Origin of the sequence: Bacillus sp. FSL L8-0099 (assembly GCF_038006385.1) — a bacterium.
GTDB classification, from domain to species: domain Bacteria; phylum Bacillota; class Bacilli; order Bacillales; family Bacillaceae_G; genus Bacillus_A; species Bacillus_A toyonensis.
Genome location: NZ_JBBOVC010000001.1, coordinates 839,982 through 857,361, shown reverse-complemented (window position 1 = coordinate 857,361; position 17,380 = coordinate 839,982). Strand labels below are relative to the sequence as shown.

The window sequence follows — 17,380 nt, the reverse complement described above, 5'->3', positions numbered from 1 at the left end:
CAAAAACTCCTTTTGTAAAAGGATTATTTTAATGTGTAGCGTTCTGAACGCTTTTCTAACATCTGTTGTACGATTGATAATAAGAAACAAATAACCCAATAAATAAGACCTGCTTCAAAATAAACAATTAAAAACTCATAGTTCATTGCCGCAATTTCCTGCGCTTTTCGGAACATTTCTGTTACTAAAATTAACGATGCTAATGAAGTATCCTTCACTAAGCTAATAAATGTATTCGAAAGCGGCGGAATTGATACGCGCGTTGCTTGCGGTAAAATAACACGTTTTAATGCTTGTGGATATGTCATCCCAATTGTATAAGCTGCTTCCCACTGTCCTTTCGGAATTGAAAGGATAGAAGCACGAATAATTTCAGATGCATACGCACCAACATTTAATGAAAATCCAATAACTGCTGCTGTATACGGCTCAACTTCAATATTAAGAGTTGGAAGACCATAGAAAATAATAAATAACTGTACAAGAAGTGGCGTTCCGCGAATGATAGATACATAGATACGAGCAATCCATTGTAAAATACGACTACCTGAAATACGCGCGAGCGCTGTTAACGTCGCCAGTATAATTCCGATAATGAATGTAATAAGCGTTAATGGAATTGTCGTAAAGACAGCTTCCTTCAGCATAGGCATGAAGGAAGACTGCATAATATCTATCCAAGTAGACAATCGATCTGAAACCAATGCACTACTTAGATACATTTTCACCGAACCATTTTTTCGCTATTTTGTCGTACGTACCATCTTTTTTCATATCTTCTAACGCTTTATCAACTTCTTGTACAAGCTTATCGCTACCTTTACGGAATAAGAATCCACTTTGTGAAGCTTCTTTTTCTGTATCTACAATTTTAATTTTTGCATCTTTTTTCGTTTCTAAGTAGTTTAATACTGATAACTTATCATTAATTGTGAAATCAACACGGCCAGTGTTTAACAATTCTGCCGCTTGGCTAAAGCCTTCTACGTTAGTAATTTCCGCACCATTTTTCTTAGCAATATCTGCATAGTTACTTGTTAAAGATTGCGCTGCTTTTAACCCTTTTACATCAGCAAATGTAGCAGGTTTATCTTTATCTTTTGCAATAACTAATACTGCTGAAGATGAAACGTATGGTTTAGAGAAATCATATTTCTTTTGACGATCTTCACGAATACCAACTTCGTTCGCAACCATATCGAAACGCTTCGCATCTAAACCAGCAAGTAAGCTATCCCATTGTGTTTCTTTAAATACAGGTTTTACACCTAAACGTTTTGCAACTTCTTCTGCTAATTCAACGTCAAATCCAGTTAATTTATTGCTTGAATCGTGGAACGTAAATGGTGGGTATGTACCTTCTGTACCAATTACAAGTTCACCGCTTTGTTTAATCTTTTGTAATGCGTCTTGACTAGCTGTATCTTTTTTCTCTTCTTTACCGCAGCCGGCTACAATCCCGATCGCTAATGTAGTTACTGCAAGCACTGAAAATAATTTTTTCATGATGGTAATCCTCCAAGTATTCTGATAGGAATTTAAAAACTATATTGATTGTATGCAATCTTGAACAATTTTTCAATGAAAATGTTCTTATTTAGTTTATCCTTTTTCTTCATAATCAAACAAAATGGAAAAATAACGCTACATACAAAAAATAAGTAACATTTTTTAATATAGCATTAATTGTAGGAAAGGTAAAATAATACTTCTTATTATGTACCTTTATCGCCGACATTTTGCCAACAAAAAAGAACTTGCGACAATCGCAAGTTCTTCCCCGCATTAAGCGCTCTGGTTTCCTTCCATTTGCGTTTTGTACATATCGTAATAACGCCCACGCTTTTTCATCAATTCATCATGAGAGCCTTTTTCTAAGATTGTTCCTCTATCGAGTACAATAATTTGATCCGCACTTTTAATTGTTGAAAGACGGTGAGCAATAATAAACGTCGTTCTCCCTTTTTTCACAACTTCTAGCGCTTGTTGAATCATTGCCTCTGTCTCTGTATCAATACTAGATGTTGCTTCATCTAAAATTAAAATGGCTGGATCAAAAGCGAGTGCCCTAGCAAACGATATAAGCTGGCGTTCTCCGGTTGAAAGTGTACTTCCTTTCTCCGTAATTTCTTCGTTTATATTGTTCGCAAACCTTTCCGCACCCACATCACGTAATGCTTTTACGATGCGATCTTTTGAAATTTTTTCGTTCTCTAAGCTTACATTGGAAGCGACCGTCCCGCTAAATAAAAACGGATCTTGTAATACGATTCCCATATGCTCACGAGTTGCTTGTTTCGGCATTTCTTTTACATCGTGACCGTCAATCGTAAGCTTCCCTTTTTCAAACTCATAAAATTGAAAGAGTACATTCATAATGGAACTTTTTCCTGATCCAGTATGACCGACAAGTGCTACTGTCTCGCCTTGTTTCGCTTCAAAAGAAATATTTTTTAGCACTTCATCTTTTCCATTATAAGAAAACGAAACATTATCAAACTTCACATTTCCTTGTAAGCGAGGCATGCGCTCTTCTTCCACTGCCTCTCCCTTTTCCTCTAGCAATTCGAAGACACGCTCTGATGCAACGCGCGATTGTTCTAAGTTAGCAAGCTGATTTACCATATTTGTAATTGGTGAGAACAATCTCGTTAAATAATCGACGAACGCATACAGTATCCCTAGAGAAATGATGCCTGAAGCACTTAATGAAGCTCCCCCGAAATACCAAATCACACCTGTGAAAGCGATATTTCGTAATACAGACACTAAGTTATGCGAAGTTGCTGCATTTAAATTTAAAATTTTATTTTGATACTTAAAATAATCGCCATTTAATTCTTCAAACTCTTTTTTCGTTTCACGCTCTTGACGGAACGTTTGAATAATTGGCATCCCTTGAATCGATTCATTCACTGTACCGTTAATATCGGATAAACGTGAACGCATTTTATGATTGTATACAGATGCATACTTTCTATATAAAATCGCCCAAACAATTAAAATCGGGATAATTAATAAACAGAACGACGCAAGTTTCACATCGAGTAAAAATAGCGCTGCAAATATCCCGATAATATAAATGAAACTAGAGACGAATGTCGCAAGCACTGTTACGTATAAATCTCGAATCGCCTCTGTATCATTCGTTACACGCGAAACGATTTTCCCTGCTGGTAAATGATCAAAATATCTAATCGGTAACGTTTGAATATGAGAGAAGACGTCTTCCCTCATAATTTGAATAATTTTGTTTGCTGCCTTCTGTAAGAAAAACTGCTTTCCATATGCAAATAATGACACAATTACTAATAGAGCAAAATAGCCTCCACCAAGTAACAGTAGGGGGTTTATTTCTGGCTTATAAAACGCAAACACTTCTTCCTTCGTTAATGCTTTCGCTTTATACACTTGCACCGCCTTACCATTTTGAATGGTAATCATATCCCCTTTCACAGAACGTGTTCCTTCAATATTCACTTTATTTGGTACAAAGTAATATTGAAAACCGACTTGCATCACGCGTACTTCTTTTCCTTTTTTCTCACCTTGTTCAAAGCGATCACTTCGCTTATAATAGGCGCCATTATATGCAACAGCATCTTCACTCTTTTCTATCTCATACCAAGATTTTTCTATCGCGACGATATGATCGTCAATCATCGTTTTAGCGACGAACGGACCGGCAAGCTCAGCGATAACAAAAATAAATAACATCGCCATCGCTGCAAAAATCGTCCCTTTTACTTTCATCGCATATTGAAACAATCGTTTTGAAACACTCATATTTTCACCCCACTATCCGCACTCTCATTTTCACCTTGTTGTCTTTCAAACTGCTCAGCATACCAGCCTCCGTTTCGAAGTAACTGGTCATGCGTGCCTTCTTCCATTACTTCGCCGTCATCCATAACGAGAATCCAATCTGCATGTTGTACGGCAGATAAACGGTGCGTCGTAATAATCGTCGTCTTTCCGCTTCTTTCCGTTCTTATATTTTCAATGATCGCCGCTTCCGTACGAGCATCGACAGCTGATAACGAATCGTCCAAAATTAATATTTCTGGATTTTGAATAACCGCTCTCGCAATCGAAATCCTTTGCTTTTGCCCTCCTGATAACGAAACACCTTTCTCTCCAACGAGCGTTTCTAATCCTTCTGGTAAAAACTCTAAGTCTTTTGTAAACGCAGCAATTTCAATGGCTTTCTCGAGCTCTTCTTCAGTCGCTTCCCTGTTTCCGAATAAAATATTTTCCCTCGCTGTTTTTGAGAATAAAATGTGCTCCTGAGGTACATATCCAATCCACCCGAGTACATTATCACTCGTCATTTTATCTAATGTCACATCAGAAACTGCAATATCCCCTTCTCCAAGCGGATATTGACGAAGAAGCTGACGTACAAGCGTCGTTTTTCCGCTTCCTGTTTTTCCGACAACCCCTAGCGTTTCTCCTTGTTTTAATGTAAAAGAAACCTTTTTTAAATTTTCTTCAGATGATGAAGGATAGGAAAAAGAAACTTCATCAAACTGAATATAATCAGGCTCGTGTACAAGCTTTGGATTTTTCGGATTCTTTACATCTGGTTCATATGCTAACGTTTCATTCACACGATCTAACGAAGCATTTCCTCTTTGCATAACATTAATTAATTCGCCAATTGCAAACATCGGCCAAATCATCATCCCTAAATACACGTTAAAGGAAACGAGTTCGCCAAGTGTCACCTTTGATTGAAATACAAGGTATGCACCGTACACTAAACCAATTAAATAACTAAGACCGACAAGCATTTTCACAGTTGGTTGGAATAACGCATCGATTCTTGCTACCTTCATATTCTTTTCGTAGACGTCATCTCCTAAATGATGAAATCTTTCCTGATCTGCGTTCTCTTGTACGTATGCACGAATCACGCGCACGCCAGCAATTGATTCAAGTACTTTATCATTCATATCACCGAACGCATCTTGCGCAACTGTAAACCTTTCATGCAATTTCTTTCCATATATATTCATCGCATATGCCATAATTGGCAGCGGTATAAGGGCCGCTAATGTAAGCTCCCAACTTATTGTAAATCCCATCATAAAAACGATTGTAAGCATATATAAACTAGAATCTACAAGCGTTAATATACCAAAACCAGCTGTCATAGCGATTGCTTTTAAATCGTTTGTTGCTCTCGCCATTAAATCGCCAGTACGATTTTTTTGATAAAACGTCGGTGTCATCTTGAGTAAATGCCCCATAAATTTCGAGCGCATCGTCTTCTCAAGTACGAACGCACCTCCAAACAATTGATGCTGCCAAACAAAAGTAAGGCCATATCCAACTATCGTAACTCCTATTAAAATAAGAATAGACTCCATAATTGCTGCATTCGTTAACGTTCCTGTTTTTATATTATCAATCGTAACCCCTAGTACTTTTGGGGGAATGACTTCAACTATATTTACAATTAAAAGCGCACCAATTGCGATACTATATCTCTTCCAATGCTCTTTAAAAAACCATCTTAACTTTAGTAATACTGAAAACAATGTAACCTCTCCCTTCTCGTTTTCGTTCCACTCTCATTTCTTTATCCGCTATCCAAACCAATCACATTTACATTTCGTAACCCATACAATCTCATCACATTTTTCCACCTTCCAAATTTCAGTTTTATAGTAACCATACAAAGTATGGAAACAAGCAAATTGGACAAAAAAAAGCATACCGTCGCTTGACGATATGCACAAAAATGCATAAAAGCGTACGTTACGATATACGCAACGTACGCTTTTTATAAGACAAAAATGCCCTATATATCCGTACGGGTTGCGTAATGATATGAATGTTTTCCGTTATTTAACAGAGCTAAGCCCATTACATTTACGATTACAATCATTACGCACACCCCTTTCATTTATTTTTCATTTATTTTCCATTTATAATCTTATAACTTCTTTGAGTATTCTGTCAATTATTTTTTTTGCAAATTGAAGAAAATAGATACCAATCACGATAAAATGAAGAGGATTTATGACGAGATAAAACAGTTTGAAATAAGGGAATCTTCTGTAAGAAAGGGCATACAAAATAAAAAAAGAATAAGAAATCGTTTTCACAAACATTTCATTTGAAAAATATTATCAAACCCCCTACAATCACCTTATACTCACTCTTACAAGTTGCTATTTTAGGAGGACTAATCATGACAACTAGCAATACGTACAAATTTTATTTAAACGGAGAATGGAGAGAAAGCTCTTCAGGACAAACAATCGACATTCCATCTCCATACTTACACGAAGTAATTGGTCAAGTACAAGCAATTACTCGCGGAGAAGTAGATGAAGCAATTGCATCTGCAAAAGAAGCTCAAAAATCATGGGCTGAAGCTTCTCTACAAGATCGCGCAAAATATTTATATAAATGGGCTGATGAGCTCGTAAATATGCAAGATGAAATTGCCGATATTATTATGAAAGAAGTCGGTAAAGGATATAAAGATGCGAAGAAAGAAGTTGTTCGTACAGCTGATTTCATTCGTTACACAATTGAAGAAGCTCTACATATGCACGGAGAAAGCATGATGGGCGATAGCTTCCCTGGCGGAACAAAATCAAAACTTGCGATTATCCAACGTGCACCACTTGGTGTTGTATTAGCAATCGCACCGTTTAACTACCCAGTAAACTTATCTGCTGCAAAACTTGCACCAGCATTAATTATGGGTAACGCTGTTATTTTCAAACCAGCAACTCAAGGTGCAATTAGTGGTATTAAAATGGTTGAAGCACTTCATAAAGCTGGCCTTCCAAAAGGTCTTGTAAACGTAGCGACAGGACGCGGTTCTGTAATTGGTGACTACTTAGTAGAACACGAAGGCATCAATATGGTATCGTTCACAGGTGGTACAAACACAGGTAAACATTTAGCGAAAAAAGCTGCAATGATTCCACTTGTATTAGAACTTGGTGGTAAAGACCCTGGTATCGTTCGTGAAGATGCTGACTTACAAGATGCTGCAAACCATATCGTAAGCGGTGCATTCTCTTACTCTGGTCAACGTTGTACAGCTATTAAACGTGTACTTGTACACGAAAACGTAGCGGACGAGCTTGTTGGCTTATTAAAAGCGCAAGTAGCTGAGCTATCAGTTGGATCTCCAGAACAAGACAGCACAATCGTTCCATTAATTGACGATAAATCTGCTGACTTCGTTCAAGGCTTAGTTGACGACGCTGTAGAAAAAGGTGCTACGATCGTTATCGGTAACAAACGTGAGCGTAACTTAATTTACCCAACATTAATCGACCACGTAACTGAAGAAATGAAAGTTGCTTGGGAAGAGCCATTCGGCCCAATCCTTCCAATCATCCGCGTTTCTTCAGATGAGCAAGCAATTGAAATTGCTAACAAATCAGAGTTCGGCTTACAAGCAAGTGTCTTCACAAAAGACATTAACAAAGCATTTGCAATTGCTAACAAAATCGAAACTGGTTCTGTTCAAATTAACGGACGCACAGAGCGCGGCCCTGACCACTTCCCATTCATCGGTGTAAAAGGTTCAGGTATGGGCGCACAAGGTATTCGTAAGAGCCTTGAGTCTATGACACGTGAAAAAGTAACTGTATTGAACTTAGTTTAATCTTATATAGAAGCTGATCTAGTTTTAGATCAGCTTCTTTTTATATGGATACTTCCAAAAAACGGGCATTTAGTTTTGCTTTCGATTTGGTTTTCCAAATCGAACTAAAACATGCCATAATAATTTTAATTCCTGAAGCACTTCTTCATAAGTTCCACGATCACTCCAAGATAATGGATTGCGTTTCAAATCCACTACAGCAGAACCAATTATATTTGCATCGATACAATGATTCTGTGCAATGCGCCTTGCTAAAGATGGCATTTTTGAACCTCTAAAATCCATTGGAACTTCGTCTATCGCAAGTACAAAACCCATGTGCCAATACAAATCAATAGCATACTTCAGGCAAATTTCTTCTAAAGTTCTTCCTACATCCGTACCCTTAAATGAAGGATCTACAACAAGCGCCTCCACGTCTTCTTTAAGAGAAATATCTCCATGAACTTGTGCTTCAATATAATGGTTAAGATTACGGGCTGACTCTTTGTTTATTAAATCTATCAACGGCCTTTCCAGATTAGCCAGTAAATGATTAACTAATCTTGTTGGAGTCAAATTCTCCTCACCAATTGCACACTCTCTTACGAATGCCTCTTCCAAAAGAGCAGCTAAAATCATATCAAACTCTTCATAAGTCCCCTTTTCTTTTGGATCTTGATGCGAATCTAAATACGTATATGTAGAGCGATAAGAAACTTTGGGAGATAAGAGAAAATAACAGGACCCAAAACGCGGAGCAGGCCCATCTGGATGTAACATTAAATTTAGCGCTCCATACTTTGGCCGTTGATTATTCGTTACACCCTCAAGCTGATATGCCCCTCCAAATATTCTCTTTTCCCAAAGGTCACGTTCACCACCAGGATAAGCAGATACGCTTCCGTTAGATAGCAATGTTTCAAACTGACTTTTATATATTCCTTGCTCAAACAGTGCTTCAGCAATACTTTTCATATTCGAATCTAGTCTGTCTGGATGAAAGTGTAAAGCAATCCTCGCGTTTGATTTTAAATTAACGACAGCTTCTTCAAACATTTCATCTGTAATATTAGACATATTAAGTATATGATTAATTGTTGCTTTAGCCCCACGTTTTTCGTTCTCTGCATATTTTGAAATATACTCTAAAGCAAATAATTGAGACCTTGATAATTCCATAATCAAACCTCTCCTTTAATTGAAATGACCTTAATCCTTTCAATTAAAAGCTTGTTCTTTCCTTCTTATGCAACTAACCTAATTTATTAAACCGAACGTAATTTCATAATTCCTAATTATACACACGCGCATTTTTTATAGGTAAATGTACACATTCTACAGAAATTTCATATCCTAGCCAACGCTCAGCAATATGTTCAAATGATAAAATAGAGCCTGTTGTAAAAAATCGATGCTTCGGATTCAAATTGTCAGACAGGATTCCTTTGTGCTGTAAAATTGTGCTTAATTCTATCGCTGTTTCTTCTGCAGAACTAATAATCGTTACATCTTCTCCCAGTTCCTTTTTTATATAGGACTCTAACAGTGGATAATGCGTACACCCAAGAATTAACGTATCTATATCTTCTTTCGTTAATGGCAGTAAAGCTTGTTTCACTTGCTGCGTTACATATGCTGTATCTTCTAATTGATTTTCTACAACTGTAGCTAAAGTCGGGCACGCGTGACTATGCACTTCCAAATATGTATCAAGCTCGTGTAATGCTTTTTCGTACATATTAGACTGTATCGTACCTACAGTTCCAATTACTCCGATTACCCCTTTCTTTGTCACTTTAATTGCCGCTCTTGCCCCCGGATGTATAACGCCAATAACCGGAATAGACAGTGCTTCTTGCAGCGCAGTCAATGCAGCAGTATTACATGCTACCACTAGCGCTTTTAACGGAAACTGTTTGAGGAACTCAACCATTTCAAATACGAAAGATTGTACCTCTTCTACACTTCTTGGCCCATACGGACAACGCTCATTATCACCAATATAATAAATGCTCTCTTTAGGCAATTGTCTTATAATTTCACTCGCAACTGTTAATCCCCCAACTCCCGAATCTAGCACACCTATTACTGAATGTTTATGACATACAGACATATACTTCATCCCCTTCTCAATCTTCTAGCGTCAATAACATTTATTATATTATGAAAATTCAATATTACATAATAATCCCTCTCTCTTTTAATCACAAACTCTTCTCTATAATCTGATTATTACTATATCCATTGACGTATAAAAATACATTTGTTACTCTTAAATACGTTAATTTAATATTTAAATCCTCATTCGTATCTCGGTGAGGTAGAGGTTGCAGTCATTAAGAGTATCATTTCAGGAGATGTAGTGGCATTGATGAAGAAATGGGAAAGGAATGATTGCCGAAGTAAGTCGTGTCCACCATGCACACTTGCTGGGTCTGCATTTAATAAGTGCAGAACTGTCACAAACGTTTCGTTTGTGGAGAGCTATCGAGAGGTATGTCGTGGGTTTCTTATAAGATAGAAAGCATGTAGCGGCAGATTACGTGCTTTTTTTGTTTTGTTTGGGACTTCTCTTCTCTAATCGGAAGACATACATATCTCCTCGCTTGACTTGGTTATACTAACTTTGGAGGTATTTTCTATGCAACAAAAAAAATGGGGCTTTTGGGTACTAACAGCTTTCGTTGTCGGTAATATGGTTGGCGCTGGGATTTTCATGGTGCCAAGTACGTTGGCACAAACAGCAAGCCCTCTCGGTGTCACTTTAGCTTGGTTAACAACAGGGTTTGGTGTTTTAATGCTAGCTCTTGTTTTCGGTAATTTAGCAATTCGTCGTCCTGATTTAACGACAGGACCACAAAGTCATGCATATGCTTTATTCTCAACACCAAAAAAGAAAAAAATGGCTGGTTTCAGTATGGTATGGGGATATTGGGTTGCAAACTGGGCAAGTAACGTTGCCATTATTACATCTTTCGCGGGATATTTATCACTCTTCTTCCCAATTATGAAAGATACACGACTACTATTTTCAATCGGTTCGTTTAACATAGAAGTCGGAAAACTAATTACATTTACGATTTGTTCCATCTTACTTTGGGGAACTCATATTATATTAACTAATGGTGTAAGCGGAGCTGGAAAGCTAAACTTCTTAGCAACAACAACGAAAGTGACTGGATTCCTTTTATTTATCGTCGTTACGTTATTTGCATTCGAAGCTTCTAAGTTTGGACAATGGTACACACCGATGATCGATAAATCAGGTGTATCACACGGTCTTCTTTCACAAGTAAATTTAGCCGCTCTTACAACGCTTTGGGCGTTTATCGGAATTGAATCAGCCGTTCTTTTATCAAACCGGGCTGTTTCTCCAAAAACGGTAAAACGGGCAACAGTTGCGGGATTACTTATTACAGTTGCAATTTACTTAGGAATTACAATTTTAACAATGGGTGTCCTTCACGTTGATACATTACAAGCTTCTGAACGTCCGTTAGCAGATGCACTAAATGCTGCAATGGGTCATGGTGGCGGGAAACTGATGGCATTACTTGCTCTTACTTCCCTATTCGGTTCTATCTTAGGCTGGATTTTATTAAGCTCAGAAGTACCGTATCAAGCAGCAAAAGAAGGTTTCTTCCCTTCCTTCTTCACAAAAACAAATAAAAAAGGAAGTCCAATTTACTCATTACGATTAACAAACATTATGTCGCAAGTATTCTTATTCTCAACATTATCAGGAACTATTGCGGAAGCTTATACATTCGTTATTACCGTATCAACACTGGCCTACCTCATTCCATATCTCGTTTCACCGATCTTCCAGTTAAAATTAGTCGCAACTGGTGAAACATATAAAAATGAAATGCGGGCAAGAATTACAGATGGTATAGTCGCAGTGATCGCACTTTGCTACGCACTATGGGTTATAAAAACCGGTGCATCCGATATAAAAACGTTCCTTCTCGGAATTGGTTTATTCGTAATTGGATTTGCTTTCTATCCATTAATGAATCGTGATCAGAAAAAAAATAACGAAAAGAAAAACGGGCAAGTTGCATAACGCAATTTGCTCGTTTTTTCTTTTGTAAAACATATATAATAGAACAAAGAGGTGAAAAACATGTCAATTGAATCACTATGGAGCAGTCGCTTCCAACAACATATACAAAATATCATTACATACTTTGCACGTATGATTAACGGTTTATTATATAGCTTTATCTTTATTTCATGCGTTGGTGCATACTACTATGCTCAGTTTCTAAAAGCATCTCCTTCTAAAGGAATATCTTTACTACTCATCACGATTGTACTTACATTCATTATAACGAGATGCCCGATCCGTACATTTATTCAAAAACCTGATGCTGTCTATTTGCTTGCATTAGAAGAGAAACTAACATCTTATTTTAAAAAATCTCTTCTATATAATTACATCATTCAGATTTTCCCATTATTATTTACGTTCCTTATTCTCGTTCCGCTTGCTATGCAATCATTACAATTAACTGTACCGTTCTTATGTACAATCTTTATCGTTTTAATGATTACGAAAGCTTGGAACCTGTACATATATTGGATGTGGCGTGATAGCCATGAAAAAAACATATGGTTCATTATTCGTATTGCTTGTAACGTCCTAATCATTTACATGCTATTTTACTCGGCACATGTTCTCATATTAGGCGGATTGCTCTTACTACTTGCTTTCCTACTTCTATATACGAAAAAACAACCTACAAAACGAATACCGTGGGATTACATAATCGAGCAAGAAGAAAAAATGGATGTTCGCTTTTATCAATTTGCTAGCATCTTTACTGATGTTCCGCAACTTAATAAGCAAGTAAACAAAAGAAAATGGCTTACAAATTGGATTGAACCTTTATTACATAAAAAACGAGCAACTTTCTTCTATTTACATACACTAGCATTTTTACGCGGGAATGATTATTTCGGTATATATATTCGCTTAGGGCTGATTGGTGCCTTCGCCTTATATTTTATACCAAACACATACGTAAAAGGCGCTATCGCATATATCGTCCTATATATGATTTCTATGCAGCTTCGTTCCCTCTGGAAATATTTTTCGGGAAATATTATTGTAGCATTGTATCCGATTGATACTGAAAAACGAATGAATCAATTTCTTCGCTTAATCTTTATATTACTAAGCATTCAACTCATTGTATTTTCGAGTGTTATACTCATTGCTACAGGTCAATTACTACATACCTTGATTATTATGATAATCGGGGTAATCTGGATTAAATTTATTATTGTACCAAAAACGAAGCAACGTGTTTCTTCGTTTTAACGAAAAGAATTATCTTAAAAGCCAAGGAGAAAATAAATTATCTCCTTGGCTTTTTTATTTTTCTTCCTCAAACAACCGATATTTTATGATTTTTACATACAAAAACGATAATACATGTTTACGTCCTAATAAAAAGGGTATTTATTAAATTAACAGGGCAAAGGAACTGGAGGGAATGAAAAAACATGAATTAAAGTTTCACTTTATAAAAGGCATTGCTCAAGGATGATTCTGGAACCGATACTATAATATAAGGAGCTGACTGCAATGAGTAAAAAAATTGCTATTTTAATAACGGATTATTTCGAGGATACAGAATATACAGAGCCAGTAGAAGCTTTTAAGCAAAAGGGATATGAATTAACAACTATTGAAATGGAAAAAGGTAAAACGGTACACGGTAAGCAAAGAAAAAGTGAAGTCGTAATTGATAAAAGTATTGATGATGTTTCTCCAGAGAACTTTGATGCCCTCTTCATACCAGGCGGATTTTCCCCAGATATACTTCGTGCAGATGAACGTTTTGTTCACTTTAGCAAAACATTTATGGATGCGGAAAAACCCGTTTTCGCTATTTGTCACGGACCTCAGCTACTCATCACTGCACAAACACTTGAAGGACGCGATGTGACTGGATATAAATCCATTGAGGTCGATTTGAAAAATGCTGGCGGAAACTTTCATGATAAAGAAGTAGTCGTATGCCAAAATCAGCTAGTCACAAGTAGACAACCGGAAGATATCCCCGCTTTTATTGAAGAATCGTTGCGTATATTAGGATAGCTACTTTGGTTAACCTCTTTTATTTGTATGAAAAACAAAATGTAATCAGTGGGGGATTTATTTCATCCCCCACTGATTATTAGTTCACACTAATCGCGTGTTTATGGGCAACCCGACTCCCACAAATACACCTCTTATCTCACTCTAAAATTCCCAATCACTATTCATAGGCAGTTCTCATATAGTGAAAATGACTATATAATTCCTATCCATAAGTTAAATCATGATTTTACACATATATAAATACAAAAGATGGGAGCCTAACTATGAACAATACTCCACCTTCAACGCCCCCAAATCCAACGGAAACGAATAATAATGAAGTGAGCTTACAAACGTTACGCGTCATTGGGCTTATTGTACTGATTAGTGGCTACATATTAGTAGCACTTTCTGAAGTAGGAACGTTAAAAAATCTTTTACTACAGCCGAATACCACTCCAAATTTAGCTGAAGTTGATCCGTTTTAAAAATGGTATAAAAAGCGCTCCTCATTATAACTGGTTCGCTTTTTATATCGTTTCACTTTATCCGATCTGAGAAACCTTCCCTTCATCTTGATATTTCTCTTTCCCTATCGCCTTCATAAATAATAAAATACTGCTCATACCAACAATAAAGTACAGAGCACTCATGCCCCAAGATGCAATAAATGAACCTAACATAACACCTAATGCCCCGTTCATTTTCGCCATTTGAAAGACCATCCCGTTAATCGCCATATAAGAACCTCTTGCCTCATCCGGCACCATATCTGCCATAATAGATTGACGCACTGGCACATACATCATCTCGCCTACCGTTTGGAAAAGCCCTGCAATTAATAAAATCCATAAACTATTGCTCGTTCCGAGTATTGTAAATCCAATTGTATAAATGAATAAACCTACATATAAGATTTTCAAATCGTTGAAGCTTTTCAGCATTTTAATAAGGAGTGCCGAACATAACACAACTAAAATTGTATTCTCTGCTGAAATCCAGCTCATCATTCGAATACCTGTTAAATCAAACGTCACACCATTCCTAAAGAAAAAGTGCACCGTTTCAAATTCCTGCTGCAAACGTACTCCTAAATAATTATTAACCTGAAACTCTAAAGATAATGTACATATACTTGCTGCACAAAAAATTAAAAACGCTCTATCTTTTATTACGACTTTATAACTATCCGCCATATCTTTTAATACATTTTTCTTCTCCACCGTTTTTCGTGCTACATACACTTCTTCCATATATAGAGCCATCACATATAAAGTAATAACTGCAATAACTGTTAATCCAATAAACAATTGTAATCTATAGTTTTCAAACAATAGTCCTCCAAATATCGCTCCAATTGCAATGGATAAATTAATCGCCCAGTAGTTAATGCTGTACATCACTTTTCGATTTTCCGGTGTACTCACATCAATTAACATCGCCTCTGTCGCAGGATTCATAAGACCAGACCCTAAACTATTCACTAACATAAAGATAAATGTTAGCCACGGTGAATCTACATAATCTGAATTTGCAATCCCCATACAAGCGATTGAAATGACTTGTATACTTTGACCGATAATCATTACTTTTTTACGACCAAGTCGATCCCCAACATATCCACCGTATAAACCAATTACTAATGAAGCTATTACATTAATAAGTAGTAACGCACCAGCAATTGCACTACCTAATTTTATTGAAAAATAAATCGCCATAAATGGAAAAATCATCGTGGATACAGTACGTGTTAAAAACGAAGTTATAATTCTAATTTTTATATTTCGATGCATACTCCAAAACCCCATTGTTTCCCCCTCCTTATGCTTACTTATTTTACTTTGAAAAAAAGGAAGAAAAAGGTTAGAATATTCTAAAGAGTTTCCCCTTTTATGATAGAAGGAAGTGTATATATGAAAATTATGGACTATTACATTAGACTAAGACTACATGCACAAGATCAACAATATATGCGAAATAGCTTACAAGAATTAGCAGATGTTTTATATTGCAGTACGAAAAACGTAAAAATTTTATTAAAGAAAATGAGCGAGGAGCAATTAATTAACTGGACTCCAGGGCGAGGCCGCGGGAATAAAACGGAAATTCTATTTATACATAATTTCGTAGAAGCGATTGAGTCCTATACAGATGAACTGTTAGCGCAAGAAAAATTAAAAGATATCTTTCTTCTTTTAAAAGAACCCCTACCCCTTGCCCTTCAAAAAAAGCTAGAAAATAAACTACATCATCATTTTGGATACAAACCTTCAAATGATATGTACGACATATTAAAGATTCCTATATCGAGAAAGATATTTCCATTAGATCCGGCTTTTGTGGCTGTAACTACAGAGAGCCATCTTACGAGTCAAATTTTTGATACGTTAGTCGTTTATAACGATGTTACTGAAAAAATGGAACCACACATTGCGCATACGTGGGAATTAAGTGAAGACGGGCTTACGTGGACTTTTTATTTACGAAAGGATGTATATTTTCATAACGAAACAGTTTTAACTTCTAAAGATGTACGATTTTCATTTGAAAGACTAAAAGAAATTTACTCTCCTTTCGAATGGTTAACAGAAGAAATTGTTCAAATTGAAACGCCATCACCACTGCAAATTCGATTTCATTTAGCAAAACCAAATTTATTTTTCTTACACTATGTAAGTTCCATACAACTAGCAATTTTACCGCGTGATGTGAGTATCCAAAATCATCATTACATAGGTACTGGACCTTTCAAACTTGCTTATTACTCTGAAGATAATATCGTGCTCGAAGCGTTCACTCATTATTTTAAAGAGCGCGCGTTATTAGATTGTATTGAATTTTGGGGTATTCCTGATCATGTACAAATCGATGCTGACTATGAACTACCAAATGAAGAAGAAAATGAAACGCATGATATACAAATAGAAGAAATAGGTTGTATTTATGCTGGCTTCAACTTTACAAAACCTGGTCCTCATCATGACATGTACTTTCGAAAGGCTTGGAGAGAACTATATGATGTTGAAACGATAATTCGTAGCATAGAAGGTAGACGAACAATTGCTGCATCAAGCTTTTTCCCTGAAAGAAGTCGCCAAGTTCCTAATAGGTCCTACTCTTTAGAAAAAGCGAAAGAGTATTTAAAAAAGAGTACCTATAATGGAGAAACGGTACATATTTATTTCTTCGCATTTAAAGACAGTGCAAATGACGCACATTTCCTAAAAGAACGTTGCGAACAATTAGGAATACGCGTAGAACTTCACCCATTTCTCGTTTCAGATTATATGGATTGTTCTATCGATAAACATGCCGATATTATTTTCATGGGAGAAGTGTTTGCTGCTGATCATGAACTCGCATTCTTAAATGTGTTTAAAAATAAAAGTTGCTTCGTAAACCGGTTCATGGACCCGCACTATGAAAAACAAATTAACTGTTTGCTAGATACATTTTTATTAGAAGGAAATAAGGAGAAGCGCTACGAGCTCATGTATGAAATCGAAGAATTTTTACAAACAGAACACATCATTTTATTTAACTATCACGTTTTAAAAAGAAAAACATATCCTTCTCCTTTAAAAAACGTAACGATTGATTCATTCGGTTGGGCAAATTTTGCAAAGTTATGGATACAGCCATCCATGTCTTAAAATGTGAGTCATTAT

General features: G+C 36.4%; 13 protein-coding genes and 1 riboswitch. Of the genes, 6 read left to right on the top strand and 7 right to left on the bottom strand.

The window, feature by feature from the left end; all coding sequences use genetic code 11:
- Positions 1–23: 23 nt before the first annotated feature.
- The 4 genes from MHH42_RS04405 to MHH42_RS04390 all read right to left on the bottom strand — a co-directional run bounded on the left by MHH42_RS04405 (position 24) and on the right by MHH42_RS04390 (position 5,543).
- Positions 24–722, bottom strand: a complete 699-nt coding sequence (locus MHH42_RS04405) for an amino acid ABC transporter permease (protein WP_000281495.1) — start codon at positions 720–722, stop codon at positions 24–26.
- Positions 709–1,506 (bottom strand): amino acid ABC transporter substrate-binding protein, encoded by a 798-nt coding sequence (locus MHH42_RS04400; RefSeq protein WP_000732848.1) that lies wholly within the window; start codon positions 1,504–1,506, stop codon positions 709–711. Before MHH42_RS04400 ends, MHH42_RS04405 begins: the two co-directional genes overlap by 14 nt.
- A 279-nt stretch (positions 1,507–1,785) precedes the next feature.
- A complete protein-coding gene (locus MHH42_RS04395) occupies positions 1,786–3,786 on the bottom strand; it encodes an ABC transporter ATP-binding protein (RefSeq protein WP_016107898.1) in 2,001 nt (666 codons plus the stop codon).
- Positions 3,783–5,543 (bottom strand): ABC transporter ATP-binding protein, encoded by a 1,761-nt coding sequence (locus MHH42_RS04390; protein WP_000493208.1) that lies wholly within the window; start codon positions 5,541–5,543, stop codon positions 3,783–3,785. The genes MHH42_RS04395 and MHH42_RS04390 overlap by 4 nt, the downstream gene beginning before the upstream one ends.
- A 656-nt stretch (positions 5,544–6,199) precedes the next feature.
- Between MHH42_RS04390 and gapN the strand changes: the two genes are divergently transcribed.
- Positions 6,200–7,639, top strand: a complete 1,440-nt coding sequence (gene gapN / locus MHH42_RS04385; protein ID WP_016107897.1) for an NADP-dependent glyceraldehyde-3-phosphate dehydrogenase — start codon at positions 6,200–6,202, stop codon at positions 7,637–7,639.
- A 69-nt stretch (positions 7,640–7,708) separates the two neighbouring features.
- Here gapN and MHH42_RS04380 read toward each other — a convergent pair whose 3' ends face one another.
- Together MHH42_RS04380 and racE are read right to left on the bottom strand one after the other, a co-directional pair.
- Positions 7,709–8,800 (bottom strand): DUF3626 domain-containing protein, encoded by a 1,092-nt coding sequence (locus tag MHH42_RS04380; RefSeq protein ID WP_070172772.1) that lies wholly within the window; start codon positions 8,798–8,800, stop codon positions 7,709–7,711.
- A gap of 112 nt (positions 8,801–8,912) precedes the next feature.
- Positions 8,913–9,734: a glutamate racemase gene (racE, locus tag MHH42_RS04375; protein ID WP_340892930.1), complete on the bottom strand. Its 822-nt coding sequence runs from the start codon at positions 9,732–9,734 to the stop codon at positions 8,913–8,915.
- 200 nt (positions 9,735–9,934) lie between these two features.
- Positions 9,935–10,116, top strand: a riboswitch (Lysine riboswitch).
- Positions 10,117–10,262: 146 nt separating this feature from the next.
- On the opposite strand from racE, the gene MHH42_RS04370 reads away from it, so the two are divergent.
- From MHH42_RS04370 to MHH42_RS04355, 4 genes are all read left to right on the top strand, one after another.
- Positions 10,263–11,687, top strand: coding sequence for an amino acid permease (locus MHH42_RS04370; RefSeq protein WP_001186296.1), 1,425 nt, complete (start codon positions 10,263–10,265; stop codon positions 11,685–11,687).
- 60 nt (positions 11,688–11,747) lie between these two features.
- Complete coding sequence (locus MHH42_RS04365) at positions 11,748–12,947, top strand: ABC transporter permease (protein WP_070172770.1); 1,200 nt, start codon at positions 11,748–11,750, stop codon at positions 12,945–12,947.
- 267 nt (positions 12,948–13,214) lie between these two features.
- Positions 13,215–13,730, top strand: a complete 516-nt coding sequence (locus tag MHH42_RS04360) for a type 1 glutamine amidotransferase domain-containing protein (protein WP_000037539.1) — start codon at positions 13,215–13,217, stop codon at positions 13,728–13,730.
- A 266-nt stretch (positions 13,731–13,996) separates the two neighbouring features.
- Positions 13,997–14,200 carry a hypothetical protein gene (locus MHH42_RS04355; RefSeq protein ID WP_001066489.1) on the top strand — a complete coding sequence of 68 codons (204 nt, stop codon included), beginning with the start codon at positions 13,997–13,999 and terminating at the stop codon, positions 14,198–14,200.
- A gap of 57 nt (positions 14,201–14,257) precedes the next feature.
- On the opposite strand, the gene MHH42_RS04350 is transcribed toward MHH42_RS04355, so the two are convergent.
- Positions 14,258–15,520 (bottom strand): MDR family MFS transporter, encoded by a 1,263-nt coding sequence (locus MHH42_RS04350; protein WP_016107893.1) that lies wholly within the window; start codon positions 15,518–15,520, stop codon positions 14,258–14,260.
- A gap of 84 nt (positions 15,521–15,604) precedes the next feature.
- On the opposite strand from MHH42_RS04350, the gene MHH42_RS04345 reads away from it, so the two are divergent.
- Positions 15,605–17,365, top strand: coding sequence for an SgrR family transcriptional regulator (locus MHH42_RS04345; protein WP_141490665.1), 1,761 nt, complete (start codon positions 15,605–15,607; stop codon positions 17,363–17,365).
- The last annotated feature ends 15 nt before the right edge of the window (positions 17,366–17,380 follow it).

What these genes read in the sequence shown, in the direction of transcription:
- MHH42_RS04405 (WP_000281495.1), bottom strand. Translation starts at nt 722, where the DNA reads ATGTATCTAAGTAGTGCATTGGTTTCAGATCGATTGTCTACTTGGATA.
- MHH42_RS04400 (WP_000732848.1), bottom strand. Translation starts at nt 1,506, where the DNA reads ATGAAAAAATTATTTTCAGTGCTTGCAGTAACTACATTAGCGATCGGG.
- MHH42_RS04395 (WP_016107898.1), bottom strand. Translation starts at nt 3,786, where the DNA reads ATGAGTGTTTCAAAACGATTGTTTCAATATGCGATGAAAGTAAAAGGG.
- gapN (WP_016107897.1), top strand. Translation starts at nt 6,200, where the DNA reads ATGACAACTAGCAATACGTACAAATTTTATTTAAACGGAGAATGGAGA.
- MHH42_RS04380 (WP_070172772.1), bottom strand. Translation starts at nt 8,800, where the DNA reads ATGGAATTATCAAGGTCTCAATTATTTGCTTTAGAGTATATTTCAAAA.
- racE (WP_340892930.1), bottom strand. Translation starts at nt 9,734, where the DNA reads ATGTCTGTATGTCATAAACATTCAGTAATAGGTGTGCTAGATTCGGGA.
- MHH42_RS04370 (WP_001186296.1), top strand. Translation starts at nt 10,263, where the DNA reads ATGCAACAAAAAAAATGGGGCTTTTGGGTACTAACAGCTTTCGTTGTC.
- MHH42_RS04365 (WP_070172770.1), top strand. Translation starts at nt 11,748, where the DNA reads ATGTCAATTGAATCACTATGGAGCAGTCGCTTCCAACAACATATACAA.
- MHH42_RS04360 (WP_000037539.1), top strand. Translation starts at nt 13,215, where the DNA reads ATGAGTAAAAAAATTGCTATTTTAATAACGGATTATTTCGAGGATACA.
- MHH42_RS04355 (WP_001066489.1), top strand. Translation starts at nt 13,997, where the DNA reads ATGAACAATACTCCACCTTCAACGCCCCCAAATCCAACGGAAACGAAT.
- MHH42_RS04350 (WP_016107893.1), bottom strand. Translation starts at nt 15,520, where the DNA reads ATGGGGTTTTGGAGTATGCATCGAAATATAAAAATTAGAATTATAACT.
- MHH42_RS04345 (WP_141490665.1), top strand. Translation starts at nt 15,605, where the DNA reads ATGATAGAAGGAAGTGTATATATGAAAATTATGGACTATTACATTAGA.